Origin of the sequence: Sphingomonas sp. GC_Shp_3 (assembly GCF_026540945.1) — a bacterium.
GTDB lineage: Bacteria > Pseudomonadota > Alphaproteobacteria > Sphingomonadales > Sphingomonadaceae > Sphingomonas.
This window is the reverse complement of record NZ_JALNUT010000009.1, coordinates 59,360-72,779: the sequence shown is the minus strand read 5'-3', so window position 1 is coordinate 72,779 and position 13,420 is coordinate 59,360. Positions and strand designations below refer to the sequence as shown.

Genomic DNA, 13,420 nt, shown 5'->3' with positions numbered 1-13,420 from the left:
GGCGAGCCGTTCAATTTACCCATCCGCCATCGATGACGTGAACCGCGCCGGTCGTAAAGGCCGCATCGTCGCTCGCCAGATACAGCGCGAGATTCGCGATCTCCTCCGCGCGACCGAGCCGCCCCATCGGCTGGCGCGCGATGAACGCGGCCTGCGCGGCGGCATAGTCGCCGGTGTCGTGCAGCCGCTGTTGCAGCGACGGCGTGTCGATCGTGCCGGGGCAGATCGCGTTGCAGCGCACGCCCTGGCCGACGAAATCGGCCGCCACCGCCTTGGTCAGCCCGATCACGCCGGCCTTGGTCGCGCCGTAGGCGAAGCGGTTGGGGATGCCCTTCACCGAACTGGCGATCGACGACACGTTGACGATCGCGCCGCCGCCCCGCGCCAGCATGCCGGGCAGGAAAGCGCGGACCGTGCGGAACATCGCGGTCATGTTGATCGACACCGCCTGCGCCCATTCTTCCTCGGTGCAATCGAGGATCGTGCCGGCGTGGACGATGCCTGCGATGTTGGCGAGCACGTCGATCCCGCCGATCTCGCCCGCTAGCGCCACCACGGCGGCAGCATCGGTCACGTCGAGCGCGCGCGTCTCGCATCCGTCCAGTCCGGCTAGCGCGTCGAGGTCGCGATCGGTAGCAATCACGCGCGCGCCTTCGGCCGCGTAGAGTTGCGCGGTCGCGCGGCCGATGCCGCGTGCCGCCGCAGTGATGACCGCTACCTTGCCTTCGAGCCGTCCCGTCATGCTGTCGTCCTCATTCTTGTCGGCAGGCACGCCGGGCCGATCGGCTCGAAGGCCTTGTAGGTCAGGATGAATTCGCGGTGGCCGAGCGTTTCGGAAACGCTGCGCTCGCCCCCGGCCACCGCCAGCACCGCCGCGACGATCTCCTCGCCGACGGTGTCCAGCGTCGCCTCGCCTTCGAGGATGCGGCCGGCGTTGATGTCCATGTCCGCCGCCAGCCGCCGCGCCGTCTCAGGGTTGGCACACACCTTGATGACCGGCGCGATCGCCGAGCCGACCACCGATCCGCGCCCGGTGGTGAAGATCGTCAGGTGGCAACCGCACGCGATCATCTCGACGATCTCGGCATTGTCGGAAATGTTGGGGAAGCCGAAGCGCGGCTCGCCGTCCGGCACCACGTCGAGCAGGTAGAGCCCGCCCGCCGGCGGCACGTCACCGGGCTTGATGAGGCCGCTGATCGGTGAAGACCCCGATTTGGAATAGGCCCCCATCGATTTTTCTTCCTGCGTGGTCAGCCCGCCCTCGGCATTGCCGGGCGCGAAGCTGCCGAAGCCCATCACGGTGTAATAGCGCTCGGCCTTCTCCACACAGGCGACGATCGCCTCGCCCAATTCGGGCGTGACCGCGCGCGTTTCCATGATGGCTTCGCAGCCGACCAGTTCGCCGGTCTCCTCGAAAATACAGGTCGCGCCGTCCGCCACCAGCCGGTCGAACGCGCGGCCGACGGCGGGGTTGGCGGTGATGCCGCTGGTCCCGTCCGAACCGCCGCAGATCGTGCCGATCACGAGTTCGTCGATCCGCATCGGCACGCGTGGGCAATCGGCGATCGCCGCCTGCACGCGCGCCACCGCGGCAAGTCCCGCCGCGATCGTCGCGGCGGTGCCGCCGGTCTGCTGGATCACGTACAGTTCGACCGGGCGACCGCTCGCCGCGATGTGCGCCTGCAGGCGCTCGCGGTCGAAGCTCTCGCAGCCGAGCGACACCAGCACCACGCCGCCGACATTGGGGTGCGTCGTCACCGCCTCCATGATCTTGGCGGCGTAGGCGTTGGGGTAGCAGCCGGGGAAGCCGATCAGGTGGACATCGGCATCGTCCGCCTTGTCGACGATGCGCCGCGCGACATGGTGCGCGCATTCGACCAGGTACACCACCGCGACGGTGTTGCGGATGCCCTTGCGTCCGTCCGCGCGCGCATAGCCGAGCATCATGACCCCGTTGCCGTCACGGTCGTGCGACTGTGCGCCGCGATATAGTCGCTCTTCATGTTATGCATGTGGACCCATTCCCCCGGATTGGCCGCCGCCGTCATCGATCCGATCGGCGCACCGTATTTGATGACCTTGTCGCCCGCCGCGAGCGATCCGCGCGCGACCTTGTGGCCGACGGTGATGCCCTCGCGCGCGGGGATCGTCCCGCCGGAGGTCGGCAGGATGTCGCCCGCCGCGATCGGCGCGACGCAGATCAGCACGTTGTCGTCCGGGTGGAGCAGGATAAGCTGGTCCGCCGGCGCAATCTGTGCGGGCGTGTCGGCCGCTGCCCTGTCGAGCGCGGCCCAGACGGCTGCCGGCACGTCCGCGCCGATCCGCGCCACCATCGCGTCGACCTGCTCGACGCCGACCAGCCCCGCCACCACGCAGGCGACGGCGGAATGGCGCAGCGGATGCTGCAACGCCGCCGCCGGCAGCGAAACGCCGGCATCCGCCGCCACTGTCGCCAGCGCCCGTGCCCGCGCGACGATCTCGGCGGCGGGCGGCGCGTAGTCGTAATGCAGGTCGCCTGCGTCGGCGGCGATCATATCGTGCGCGAGGATGCCGCTGTTATACGGCCCGCCCGCGATCACGCGCACGCCGAGCGCTGCGCAGCGGTCCAGCAACGCGGTCGCGCGCCGATCCAGCAAGGTGTAGCGCCCGGCCAGCAGGATTACGTCGAGCGGCACCGCATCGAGCAGTTCCTCGCACACCGCGATCTCGTTCACGCCGATACCGATCGCGCCGATCGCACCCGCGTCGCGTAGATCGCACAACACCTGATAGCCGCCGTTAAGGAAGGCGTCACGGTGCCGCGCATGCTCGTCCCCATGCGTCTCGACGCCGAGATCGTGCGCCAGGACAATGTCGATGCGGCGCCCCTGCAGGCGCGCCACGCTCGCCTCGAACGAGCGGAGCACGCCCTCCGCCGAATAATCGTAAACCTCGTCGAACGGATCGGCATCGACAAAGCCTTGCCGCGTCCCCGTCTGCGTCGTCGGCACCAGTAAACGCCCGACTTTAGTCGAGACGATCACCGCCTCGGTCGGATCACAGGTGGCCAACGCAGCGCCAAGCCGCCGCTCGGCGAGGCCGAAACCGTAGCGCGGGGCGGTGTCGAAATAGCCGATACCCGCCGCCAGCGCCGCAGCCACCGTGGCCATCGCCTCCTCGTCACTGACCGCGCGGTACAGGTTGCCGATCGCGGCGGTGCCCATGCCGAAGCGGGGGAGAGTGGGCGTGGTCATGAATGTGCTCCTTGCGTCAGACCATAGATGCGACTGGCGTTGCCGCCGAACACAGCCGTGCGCTCCGCCGCCGGGATCGCGTTCTCCGCCAGGTCGCGCCACGCGCGGTAGCTTTGCCGCAGCGTCACCACCGGCCAGTCACTCCCCCAGATCAGCCGGGCCGGGCCGAACAATGCGCGGAGCATTTGGATATACGGCAGCGTTGCCGCCGCATCGTCTTCGCCAGCTTCGGTGACGAGACCGGACAGCTTGCACGCCACCTGCGGCACCGCGGCAAGCGCCGTCATAGCATCCACCCAGGCACCGTTCGCTTCGCCGATCACCGGCTTGGCGGCATGATCGATCACGATGCGCAAAGCCGGGTGTCGCAGCGCACAGCGTTCCAGCGCGGCGAGATGGCGCGGCCGCACTAGCGCCTCCAGCACCAGACCCGCGTGCGCCATATGGGCGAGCGCGACGTCGAGTGCGGGATCGTCATACCAGGTGTCGGCATGATCCTGCACCATCGGTCGAAGGCCGAGCAGTTTGCCCTCGCTCATTAGCCGGTCAATCCGCGCCGGCGCATCGGGAGCGGTAAGGTCGACCCAGCCGATCACGCCGGCGATGCGCTCGTCCGCGTGCGCAAGATCGAGCAACCAGCGTGTATCCGCCTCGCTCTCCTGGCTTTGCACGAGAACGACGTGCGTGACGCCGGTTCCGGCGATCTCGCCCCACAGTTCGTCCGGCAGCACGTCGCGATGCAGCGTCGGCAGGTCCGGCCCCGGCCACGTGCAGTCGTTCAGGCCCGGTCGCCAAAGGTGGACATGCGCGTCAATCACCGCGCCACCTCACCGCGATGCGACCGCGCGAACAGCGCCACCACCACGAAACACGCCGCCGGCACCAGCATCGCCAGCGTGATCGCGCCGGTCGCGTCGGAGATGAAGCCCATTATTGCCGTCAGCACTGCGCCGCCGATGATTGCCATCACGATCATCGACGCGCCAGGCTTGGTCAGCGGACCGAGGCCCCGTAACGACAGCACGAAAATGGTCGGATACATGATCGACATGAAGAAGCTGCTCGCCACCAATGCCGCCACACCGACTCCGCCGCCGACAAGCGCAGCGACCAGCGCGAGGGCGACGTTGATTGCGCCGAACACGCTCATCAGCCGCGCGCCGTCAACCCGAGCCAGCAACGCGGCGCCGACGAACCGCCCGGCCATGAACAATAGCAAGGAAGCGGTGAGCAGCCACGCCGCGTGCTGCGTACCGAATTGCGGCAACTCCGCCGCGACGTAGCGGATCAGGTAGCTCCAGATGCCGACCTGCGCGCCGACGTAGAAGAACTGCGCACCAACGCCGGCGATATAGCGCGGCCGCCGCAGCAGCGCACCGACGCCGGACAGGATGCCGCCATCCCCTTCCACCCGTTCACGCCGCGTCGCCGCTGGCGGGAGCGGGGTCGCGATCAGCAGCGCAGCCCATGCCAGTACCACGATGGCGATGGCGAGGTACGGCAGGCGTACATCGGCAGCGTCAGGTACGGCGGTGGCGGGCGTATCCGACAACAACAAAGCGGCACCCAGCGCCACGCCGGTGACGGAGCCGAGCGGGTTGAACGCCTGCGCGAGGTTGAGGCGACGGTCGGCACTTTGGGCCGGTCCCAACACCATCACCAGCGGGTTCGCCGCCGTTTCGAGGAACGCAAGGCCGCTCGCGATGACGAACAAGGCGACGAGGAAGAACGGATAACTCGGCTGCAACGAGGCTGGCCAGAACAGCAAAGCGCCGCCAGCGAACAGCAACAGCCCGGCTACGACTGTTGCCTTGTAGCCGAACCGTTCCGCCGCATAGGCTGCCGGCAACGCAAAGCAGAAATAGCCGAGGTAGAACGCGGACTGCACCAGTCCGGATTGCAGATCGGAAAGTCGGAAGACCTGCCGGAAGTGCGCGATCAGCACGTCGTTGAGGTTGTTGGCCAGCCCCCACAGGAAGAATAGCCCGACGATTAGGACCATGCCCGCGCGGCCGGCGATGGCCGGCGCGTCTCCGTTCGGCGTGCCCTGGACCATTGTCACATCCTCCGTTTGCGGGCGGCCGGCATCACAGCCGTGTTCCTTAAAAAAATCGGCCAGAGCCCGGAGGACTCTGGCCGAAGGGGAGGAAGCGTGTCGAGGATCAAGTCGCCTCAGAAGGTAACGCGCGCGACGATGGTGACCTTGCGATCGGTGATGATCGCATCACGCGGGCGCGTCTCGATGCCATAGTAGGTCGAGGTCATCGTGTTCAGCAGGTTCACGCCGTTCGCGGTCAACGAGAAGTGCGGATTGACGTTGACGGTGACGGAGGCGTCGAGCTGGCCGAACGGTTTCTGGAACACCGGCAGGTTGCCCGAACCGTTGCCCGAGGTCGTCACCAGGAACTCGCTGCGCCAGTTGTAGGCGACGCGGGTCGAGATCAGGCCACGCTCGTAGATGCCGACGATGTTGTAATTGTACTTCGACAAGCCTTCGAGCGACACGTTACGCACCGGCCCCGCCGTCGCCGGGCTCGGCGCGTCGGAGTCGACATAGGTGAAGTTGCTCTGCACGCCCAAGCCCTTCAGCGCGCCCGGCAGGAAGTCGAAGAACTGCTGATAGGCCAGCTCGAACCCTTTCACCTTCGCATCGGCGACGTTGTTGTACGACGTGACGTTGTACGTCGCCGTCACGCCATCGTTGAAGGTGACGTCGCGCGTGGTGATGCCGGTCTGGATGTAGTTCGAAATCTGCTTGTAGAACGCGGCCGCGGTCAGCGAGCCGGTGTGCGAGAAATACCATTCGGCGGAGAGATCGAGGTTCTTCGACTCCATCGGCCTCAGATTGGGATTGCCGCCCGACGTGTCATGCTCCTGGAAGATCTGCGCGGTGCCGGGCTCCGAAATGGTCAGCGCCGGGTTGAGCTGCGACAGCGACGGGCGCGAGATGTTCTTCGACGCGGCGAAGCGCAGTTGCAGCTTGTCGGTGAGGTGCGCGCGCAGGTTCAGGCTCGGCAACCACGTGTTGTAGCTTTGCGCGACGCTGACGAGATTGGCGATGGTGTCGCCGGTGTTCTGCTTGCCGTCCGGCCCGGTGATGAGCCCGGTCTGCTGAAGGTAGCCGGCGACGTCCTGATCGGTGTGCACGAAGCGCACGCCGATGTTGCCGTCGATCGGCACCGGCAATTGATCCGCCTTGAAGAACGCCGCCACGTAGCCGGCATACGTCTTCTGCGACTGCGTGCTGGTGCCGCTCGCCTGGTACGGCGCGGCGGTCGAGATGCCGAGCGCGGCGCGCGTCGCGTCGTAGTTCAGCGTGGTGTTGCGCGAGAAGAACAGCCCCTCGTTCGGCACCGATGCGTCACCACGGAAGAAGTCGCGCAGGCCGACCACCTCAAGCTCGCTCGGCACACCGGACAGCTGGGTGTAGCGGTAGCCGGTGTCGCTGAACACGTTGGAACGATCGGCGAAGCGGAAGCCGGCCTTGATCGACCGCAAGATGCCGCCGTCGAACTTGTATTCGCCGTCGAGCCGCCCGGTCTTGTCCTTCGCCTCGGAATGGTTGAGGTCGTCGAGATAGAACGCCGCATTATACGTCGATGCGTTGGTGGCACCCTCGGGCGTCGTCAGCGTGAAGCTCGGCGTCGTGCCGGTCACCTTCTGCATCAGCGTGCCGTCGCCGACGCCGTTCAGGCCGACGATCGAGCGCACGTCCTGCGTGTTGGCATCGACAAACTGGCCGTCGGCGGTGATCGTCAGGTGCGACGACGCTTCCCACTTGCCGTGCAGCGAATAGTCGGTGGTACGCGAGTGGCGCGTTTCGAGGCTGGTGTTCGCGGCGGCGGCGATATTCTGGTAGGTGCCGCTCTGCACGTCGCCATTGGGCGCGAAGGTGAACGGTTGACCCGGCGTCGGCACCATCTGCGCGCCCGCCGGTTCGGCGAAGTAGCTGTAATCGTCGAAGCGGAAGTTATAATCGTTGCGGAACACCTCGCCGGTGAATTCCAGCGTGTCGGTTGGACGCCACTGAAGCGACGCGTCGATGCCGAAGCGGCGGCGATCGCCGTAGACCTCGCCGATGCCGGTGCCGTGCGCCAGCGTGGTTGTCTGACCGAGCCGGCCGAGCGTCTGCGCGGCGGTATAGTCGGGCAACGAGTTCGGGGTGCCATCCGCCTTCAGGCTGGTGTCGAGCGTATTGAACGGCTCGGTCGTGATCGTGTCCTGACGGAACGCGGTGCGCTGGTACGACGCGCTGACCAGCACGCCGATCTCGCCGATACCGGTGTGCCAGCGATCGCTGACGAGCAGGGACGCGGACGGCTCGCTCTTGCGGACCAGATCCGAATAGGTGTTGCTGACCGCGCCCGACACCTTGAACCCGTCGAAATCGAATGGCTTGCGCGTGCGGAAGTTGATTGTGCCGCTGAGCTGATCCTCGATCAGGTCGGACGACGGGTTCTTGTAAACGTCGATGCCGGCGAGCAGTTCGGACGGCACGTCCTCCAGGCTCAGCGTTCCCGCCGGGCTGGTGCCCTCGCCGCCGCTCGCGGTGAAGATGTCGCGGCCGTTCAGTTCGGTGCGGACCTGGGTCAGGCCGCGGATCGCGACCGAGCTGCCCTCACCGTACTGGCGCTGGACCTGGATGCCCGAGATGCGCTGCAACGCTTCGGCGACGTTGCGGTCAGGGAGCTTGCCAATGTCCTCCGCCACGATCGAGTCGACGATCTGGTCGGAATTGCGCTTGATGTTCTGCGCGCTCTGCAAGCTGGCGCGGACGCCGGTAACGACGATATCCGCGGTGGCGGAAGCCGGCGCGGCGGATGCGGGGTCGGTCGCGACGTTCTGGTCGCCGCTCGGCTGGGTAGTGCCGCTCTGCGTCGTGGCCTGCTGCACGGCCGGATCGGTCGGCGGCGTCGCGGTCTGCGCGAAGGCGGGCGATGCGACCCCGAGCACCAGCGCAGCGGCGGACGCGCCGAGCAGCATCGTGGCCTTGCGAGTGCTCTGCGTGGTGATCTGAAGTGCCATAATTCGTCCCTCTCCTGCATGCATGGCCCCCGGGCAGGGCTCTGAAGCCGCTCCTTACGTCCGCTGTTACAATTGTGAAATATAAAAATTGCTTTCACGGGTGATTTTTCGCTACCGCTTGGCGGCCGCCGCCGGAGCGACGTACAAGCGCTCCGATAAACAAACGGGGGAGAGGCATGGCAACCAAGTCGCGATATCAGGCGCCGGCATTGAAGAAGGGGCTCGAAATCCTGGAGGTCCTCGCCGCCGCCAGTGCGCCGCTTACCATGTCGGACATTTCGGTCGCGCTGGACCGCTCGATCAGCGAGATCTTCCGGATGTTGCAGGTGCTCGAGGAACATCGCTACATCGTCCGCAGCGAAGAAGGGTATCGCCTCACCAATCGGCTGTTCGCGCTGAGCATGGGGCAGCCGCCGGTACGCGATCTCGTCTCCACCGCGATGCCGGTGATGGAAGGTTTGGCACGCCGGATCGGGCAGAGCTGCCATCTCGCGGTCGTATCCGGTGCCGAGATGGTGGTGATCGCCGGCGTCGATTCGCCCGGTCTTTCGGGCTTCGCGGTGCGCGTCGGCTATCGGCGGCCGTTGCATCGCTCCGCATCGGGGCGCATCCTGCTCGCCTTCCAGTCTGCCGAGGCACGCGCCGCCATGCTGGAGGATGTGCGCGCGACCGGCGATACGGTCGACCTGCCGGCGCTGACCGCGCAACTCGACGCGATCGTCGCGGAGGGCGGCGGCACATCGCCCAGCCCGGTGCTGACCGGGATCATCGACCTGTCCGTGCCGGTGCTGTCGCTGAACGTGGCGCGCGCGGCGCTGACCATCCCGTTCGTCGACGGGCCGGGCGCGCGGGTCGGACTGGACGAGTCGCAGGCGGCGCTGCGCGAAGCGGCTGAGGCCATTGCCGACCAACTCGCCCCGGTGCTGCGCGATGCTACACTCCGCCCGGACGAGGATCAGGAAAAGGAATCGGACGCATGAACGACCTGTCACGCCGCACGCTGATCGGCGGCTCCATGCTGCTCGGCATCGCCGCCGCGGCCACATCGGCGGATGCGCAGACCAGCGCGCACGACGAAGTGGTCGAACTGTGGCCCGGCCCGCCGCCCGGCAGCACCGGCGCCACGATCACACGCAAGATCGCCGATCAGTCGAAGGACCCCGCGCACCTAGATCGCTGGGTGACCGGCATCGCGCGACCGGTGCTGGTGGTGTACCGCCCGGCCCGCCCGAACGGCACGGCGGCGCTCGTCATGCCGGGCGGCGGCTATGGCTTCCTGTCGTATGACAATGAAGGCGTATCGCAGGCGGCATGGCTGAACGCGCGCGGCGTCACCGCGTTCATCCTGCTGTACCGCTTGCCATCGGAAGGCTGGAACGATCGCGCCGACGTGCCGCTTCAGGACGCACAGCGGGCGATGCGCCTGATCCGTTCGGGCGCGGCGCGGTTCGGCATCCGCGCCGACAAGGTCGCCGTCCTTGGCTTCTCGGCCGGCGGACACCTCGCCGGGTCGCTCGCGACGCGCCATGCCGAGCGGACCTACGCGCCGGTCGATGCTACCGATACGCTCAGCGCACGGCCGGATGTGGCGGGGCTGATCTACCCGGTCATCACGCTCGACCAGCCGTTCACGCATGTCGGGTCACGCGACATGCTGCTCGGGCCCAACTCCAGCGTGGCGGAACAGCGCGCGCGTTCGGTCGAGCGCAAGGTCGACGCGACCACACCGCCGACTTTCCTCGTGCATGCCGCCGATGACGGGCTGGTTCCGGTCGCCAACAGCATCGCGATGTTCGACGCGTTGATGGCCGCCAAGCGACCGACAGCGCTGCACGTGTTTGAGGACGGTGGCCACGGCTTCGGCGTGCGCCTGCCGCCCGCGCAGTCGGCTTCGGCGTGGCCAGGCCTGTTCGCGACCTTCGCGACGCGGCAGGGCGTCGCGCTGTGAAAGCGTGGCCGGCACTGCTCGCCGGCGTGCTGGCAGCGGCGCCGGCCGCCGCACAGGCACCGCATTACCAAAGCTCGCCCGAACGGCGGACGGTGGTGGAAAAGGACTGGGGACCGTGGCTCGGGCCATTCCGTGCGAAACTGATCCCCAGCCTGATGCGCGATTTCGGCGAACGCTATCTCTACCAGCCGGCCAATGCCGCCCTGCCCCCGCCCCGCGCGGGCGAACGACGCGTGGTGTTCCTGGGGGACTCGATCACCGATCGCTGGAACCTTGCGGCGAGCTTTCCCGGCAAGCCCTATGTCAATCGCGGGATCGGCAGTCAGGTGACCGCGCAGATGATCCTGCGCTTTCACCAGGACGTGATCGCGCTGCATCCGCAGGCGGTGGTGATCCTGTCCGGGATCAACGACGTGCAGGGCTTCCTCCAGCAGGAGACGCCCGAGCAGATCGAGGCGAATTGGGAAACCATGGCCGACGTCGCCGACGTACATGGCATAGCGGTGGTGTTCGGGTCGTTGTTGCCGGTCAACGACTATACCGACGCGGCACGTGATGTCGTGAAGGAGCGCCATCCCGATGAACTACGCGCATTGAACGCGTGGCTGCGCGCGTTCTGCGCGCGGCGTCACTATGTCTATGCCGATTACTACGCGGCGCTGATCAATCGGAACGGCCTGATGACCGCGGCCTACACCAGCGACGGCATCCATCCACTCGACGCCGGCTATGCCCGCATGGCGCCGATCGCCGCGCGCGCGATCGCGACCGCTCTCGCCACCCACCCCAGGAGCAAATGATGCGCTACCTCCCCCTGATTGCGATCCTGCTTGGCTCGGCGGCGTCCGCCCAGACCAGCGTGCCCGGCGATCCCTATGCCGGCGATCCGGTCGGCATCGTCGCCGATCCCTGCCCTGCCCACCCTAAGCCGGCCGACAAGGCCGGGTGGCAGATGTGGAACCTGCACATGATGACCCGCGATTACGCGCAGCTCTGCCGCTACGCCGCGCAGAACGCCGCGATCACGCAGCCGGTGCGCGTGGTGTTCATGGGCGATTCCATCACCGACAACTGGATCGGCGCGGATCCGACGCTGTTTACGAACGGCATCGTCGATCGCGGCATCAGCGGGCAAACCACGCCGCAGATGCTGGTGCGCTTTCGCCGCGATGTAATCGATTTGCACCCGCAGGTCGTGCATATCATGGCCGGCACCAACGATATCGCCGGCAATACCGGCGCGGCGACGATCGAGACGGTACAGGGCAACATCGCCAGCATGGCGGAACTCGCCCACGCGCATGGCATCAAGGTGATCCTCGCCTCGATCCCGCCCGCCGCCGCCTTCCCGTGGAGCCCGGACAAGCGGCCGGTGCCGCAGATCGCCGCGATGAACGCGTGGCTGCGCGGTTATGCCAAAGCTAACGGCTTCACCTACGTCGATTATCACGCCGCGCTGACCACGCCGGAGGGTGGGATGAAGCCCGGCCTCGCCAGTGACGGCGTGCATCCCACCCCGGCCGGCTATGCGGTGATGCGCCCGCTCGCGCTGGCGGCGATCGCCACCACGCTGGGCTCGCGCAAATGAACTCGCTCGACCGCCGCCGCTTCCTCGCCGGCAGCGCCGCGCTCGGCATCGCGCGAGCCGCGCGCGCGGCCAGCCCGATGGGCGCGGCGCGCGGGCCGGTACAGGCGAACTGGCCGTCGCTGGTCGACAATTACCGCTACCCCGACTGGTTCCGCGACGCCAAGCTCGGGCTGTGGGCGCATTGGGGGCCGCAATCGGTGCCCGAGCAGGGCGACTGGTACGGCCGCTTCATGTATATGCAGGGCCACCCGATGTACGAACATCACCTCAAGACCTACGGCCATCCGTCGGTATCGGGGATGAAGGACATCCAGCATCTGTGGTCCGCCGCGAAATGGGACCCGGATGCGCTGATGCAGCGCTACGTGAAGGCCGGCGCGAAATATTTCGTCGCGCTCGCCTGCCATCACGACAATCTCGATTGCTACGACAGCCGCTACCAGCCGTGGAACAGCCTGCGCGTCGGGCCGAAGCGCGACGTGGTGGGGACGTGGGAAAAGGTCGCGCGGCGTGCCGGGCTGAAGTTTGGCGTGTCCAACCATGCCGCGCATGCGTGGCACTGGTATCAGCCCGCGTACGGCTACGATCCGGTCGGCGCGAAGAAGGGCGTGCGCTACGACGCCTACACGCTGCGCAAGGAAGACGGGCGCGGCACCTGGTGGGAGGGTTTGGACCCGCACGACCTCTACACCGGTCGCCATGCGGTGCTGCCCGACGGCATCGACAGCATCGCCGCGACGGAAGCGTGGCACGACAAGCATGATGGCCGATGGGTCGAGACGCCACCGCCGGGCGACCCCGCCTATGTGACCAAATGGCTGCTGCGGCAGACCGACCTGATCGACAAGTACAAGCCCGATCTCGTCTATTTCGACGATTATGAACTGCCGTTCGGCCCGGTCGGGCTGGAGGCGGCGGCGGATTATTACAACCGCTCGATCGCGTGGCACGGCAAGATCGACGTGGTGCTGACCGGCAAGCAGCTGAAGCCCAACCAGCGCTTCGGCATCTTGCAAGATGTCGAGCGTGGCTACACCGACCATCTCTGGGACGAGCCGTGGCAGACCGACACCTGCATCGGCGACTGGTTCTACAATGTCGCGCGACTGAACGACCGCAGCTACAAGACGGCAGAGGACGTGATGCAGCGGCTCGCCGACGTGGTGTCCAAGAACGGCAACCTGCTGCTGTCGATCCCGCAACCCGGCGACGGCGCGATCGATGCCGAGGAGGAGAAGATCCTCGACGGCATGGCCGGCTGGATCGCCACCAACGGCGCGGCGATCTTCGGATCGCGGCCGTGGCGGCGTTATGGCGAGGGGCCGACCCAGCTTGCGGTGGGGATGCAGAACGAGGGCTCCGCCAAACCGTTCACCGCGCAGGATATCCGCTTCACCACCAACGCGGGCGCGCTGTACGCATTGTTTCTGGCGCCACCCAAGGGGCGTGCGACGATCCGATCGCTCGCTACGGGCCGCGAGGGTGTGGTCGAGCGGGTGACGCTGCTGGGTGGCGGGACGGTGCCGCACCGCCGCGACGCGACCGGGTTGCATCTCGATATGCCGCCGGGTGCGGGCGTCTTCGTGCCGGTGGTGCGGATCGACGGGCGCGGGCTGGTCTGAGCCC

The 13,420-nt window shown here is 67.1% G+C and carries 11 protein-coding genes and 1 pseudogene; 5 read left to right on the top strand and 7 right to left on the bottom strand.

From position 1 onward, the window contains the following. Nucleotides 1-10: 10 nt before the first annotated feature. From OXR00_RS15565 to OXR00_RS15540, 7 genes and pseudogenes are all read right to left on the bottom strand, one after another. A complete protein-coding gene (locus OXR00_RS15565; RefSeq protein WP_267389192.1) occupies nt 11-742 on the bottom strand; it encodes an SDR family oxidoreductase in 732 nt (243 codons plus the stop codon). Further along, on the bottom strand, nt 739-1,947 hold the full coding sequence (locus OXR00_RS15560) for a UxaA family hydrolase (RefSeq protein ID WP_267389191.1): 1,209 nt from the start codon (nt 1,945-1,947) through the stop codon (nt 739-741). Before OXR00_RS15560 ends, OXR00_RS15565 begins: the two co-directional genes overlap by 4 nt. Next, complete coding sequence (locus OXR00_RS19820) at nt 1,944-2,252, bottom strand: UxaA family hydrolase (protein ID WP_346732007.1); 309 nt, start codon at nt 2,250-2,252, stop codon at nt 1,944-1,946. The genes OXR00_RS15560 and OXR00_RS19820 overlap by 4 nt, the downstream gene beginning before the upstream one ends. 33 nt (nt 2,253-2,285) lie before the next feature. Beyond that, nucleotides 2,286-3,203: pseudogene (locus tag OXR00_RS15555) on the bottom strand (aldo/keto reductase); the annotation flags it as partial. Between the two features lie 26 nt (nt 3,204-3,229). Beyond that, nucleotides 3,230-4,051, bottom strand: coding sequence for an amidohydrolase family protein (locus OXR00_RS15550; protein ID WP_267389189.1), 822 nt, complete (start codon nt 4,049-4,051; stop codon nt 3,230-3,232). Further along, nucleotides 4,048-5,289, bottom strand: a complete 1,242-nt coding sequence (fucP, locus tag OXR00_RS15545) for an L-fucose:H+ symporter permease (protein WP_267389188.1) — start codon at nt 5,287-5,289, stop codon at nt 4,048-4,050. Before fucP ends, OXR00_RS15550 begins: the two co-directional genes overlap by 4 nt. 116 nt (nt 5,290-5,405) lie before the next feature. Beyond that, the gene (locus tag OXR00_RS15540; RefSeq protein WP_267389187.1) at nt 5,406-8,258 is read right to left on the bottom strand and encodes a TonB-dependent receptor; all 2,853 of its coding nucleotides are present in this window, start codon (nt 8,256-8,258) and stop codon (nt 5,406-5,408) included. Between the two features lie 176 nt (nt 8,259-8,434). Between OXR00_RS15540 and OXR00_RS15535 the strand changes: the two genes are divergently transcribed. The 5 genes from OXR00_RS15535 to OXR00_RS15515 are packed head-to-tail and all read left to right on the top strand — an operon-like array spanning nt 8,435 to nt 13,416. Continuing rightward, nucleotides 8,435-9,238, top strand: coding sequence for an IclR family transcriptional regulator (locus OXR00_RS15535; RefSeq protein WP_267389186.1), 804 nt, complete (start codon nt 8,435-8,437; stop codon nt 9,236-9,238). After that, nucleotides 9,235-10,206 (top strand): alpha/beta hydrolase, encoded by a 972-nt coding sequence (locus OXR00_RS15530; RefSeq protein WP_267389185.1) that lies wholly within the window; start codon nt 9,235-9,237, stop codon nt 10,204-10,206. The genes OXR00_RS15535 and OXR00_RS15530 overlap by 4 nt, the downstream gene beginning before the upstream one ends. Beyond that, entirely contained in the window at nt 10,203-11,006 is an 804-nt protein-coding gene (locus tag OXR00_RS15525; RefSeq protein ID WP_267389184.1) for a GDSL-type esterase/lipase family protein, read from the top strand. Before OXR00_RS15530 ends, OXR00_RS15525 begins: the two co-directional genes overlap by 4 nt. Further along, the gene (locus tag OXR00_RS15520; protein WP_267389183.1) at nt 11,003-11,794 is read left to right on the top strand and encodes an SGNH/GDSL hydrolase family protein; all 792 of its coding nucleotides are present in this window, start codon (nt 11,003-11,005) and stop codon (nt 11,792-11,794) included. The genes OXR00_RS15525 and OXR00_RS15520 overlap by 4 nt, the downstream gene beginning before the upstream one ends. Next, nucleotides 11,791-13,416, top strand: a complete 1,626-nt coding sequence (locus OXR00_RS15515) for an alpha-L-fucosidase (RefSeq protein WP_267389182.1) — start codon at nt 11,791-11,793, stop codon at nt 13,414-13,416. Before OXR00_RS15520 ends, OXR00_RS15515 begins: the two co-directional genes overlap by 4 nt. The last annotated feature ends 4 nt before the right edge of the window (nt 13,417-13,420 follow it).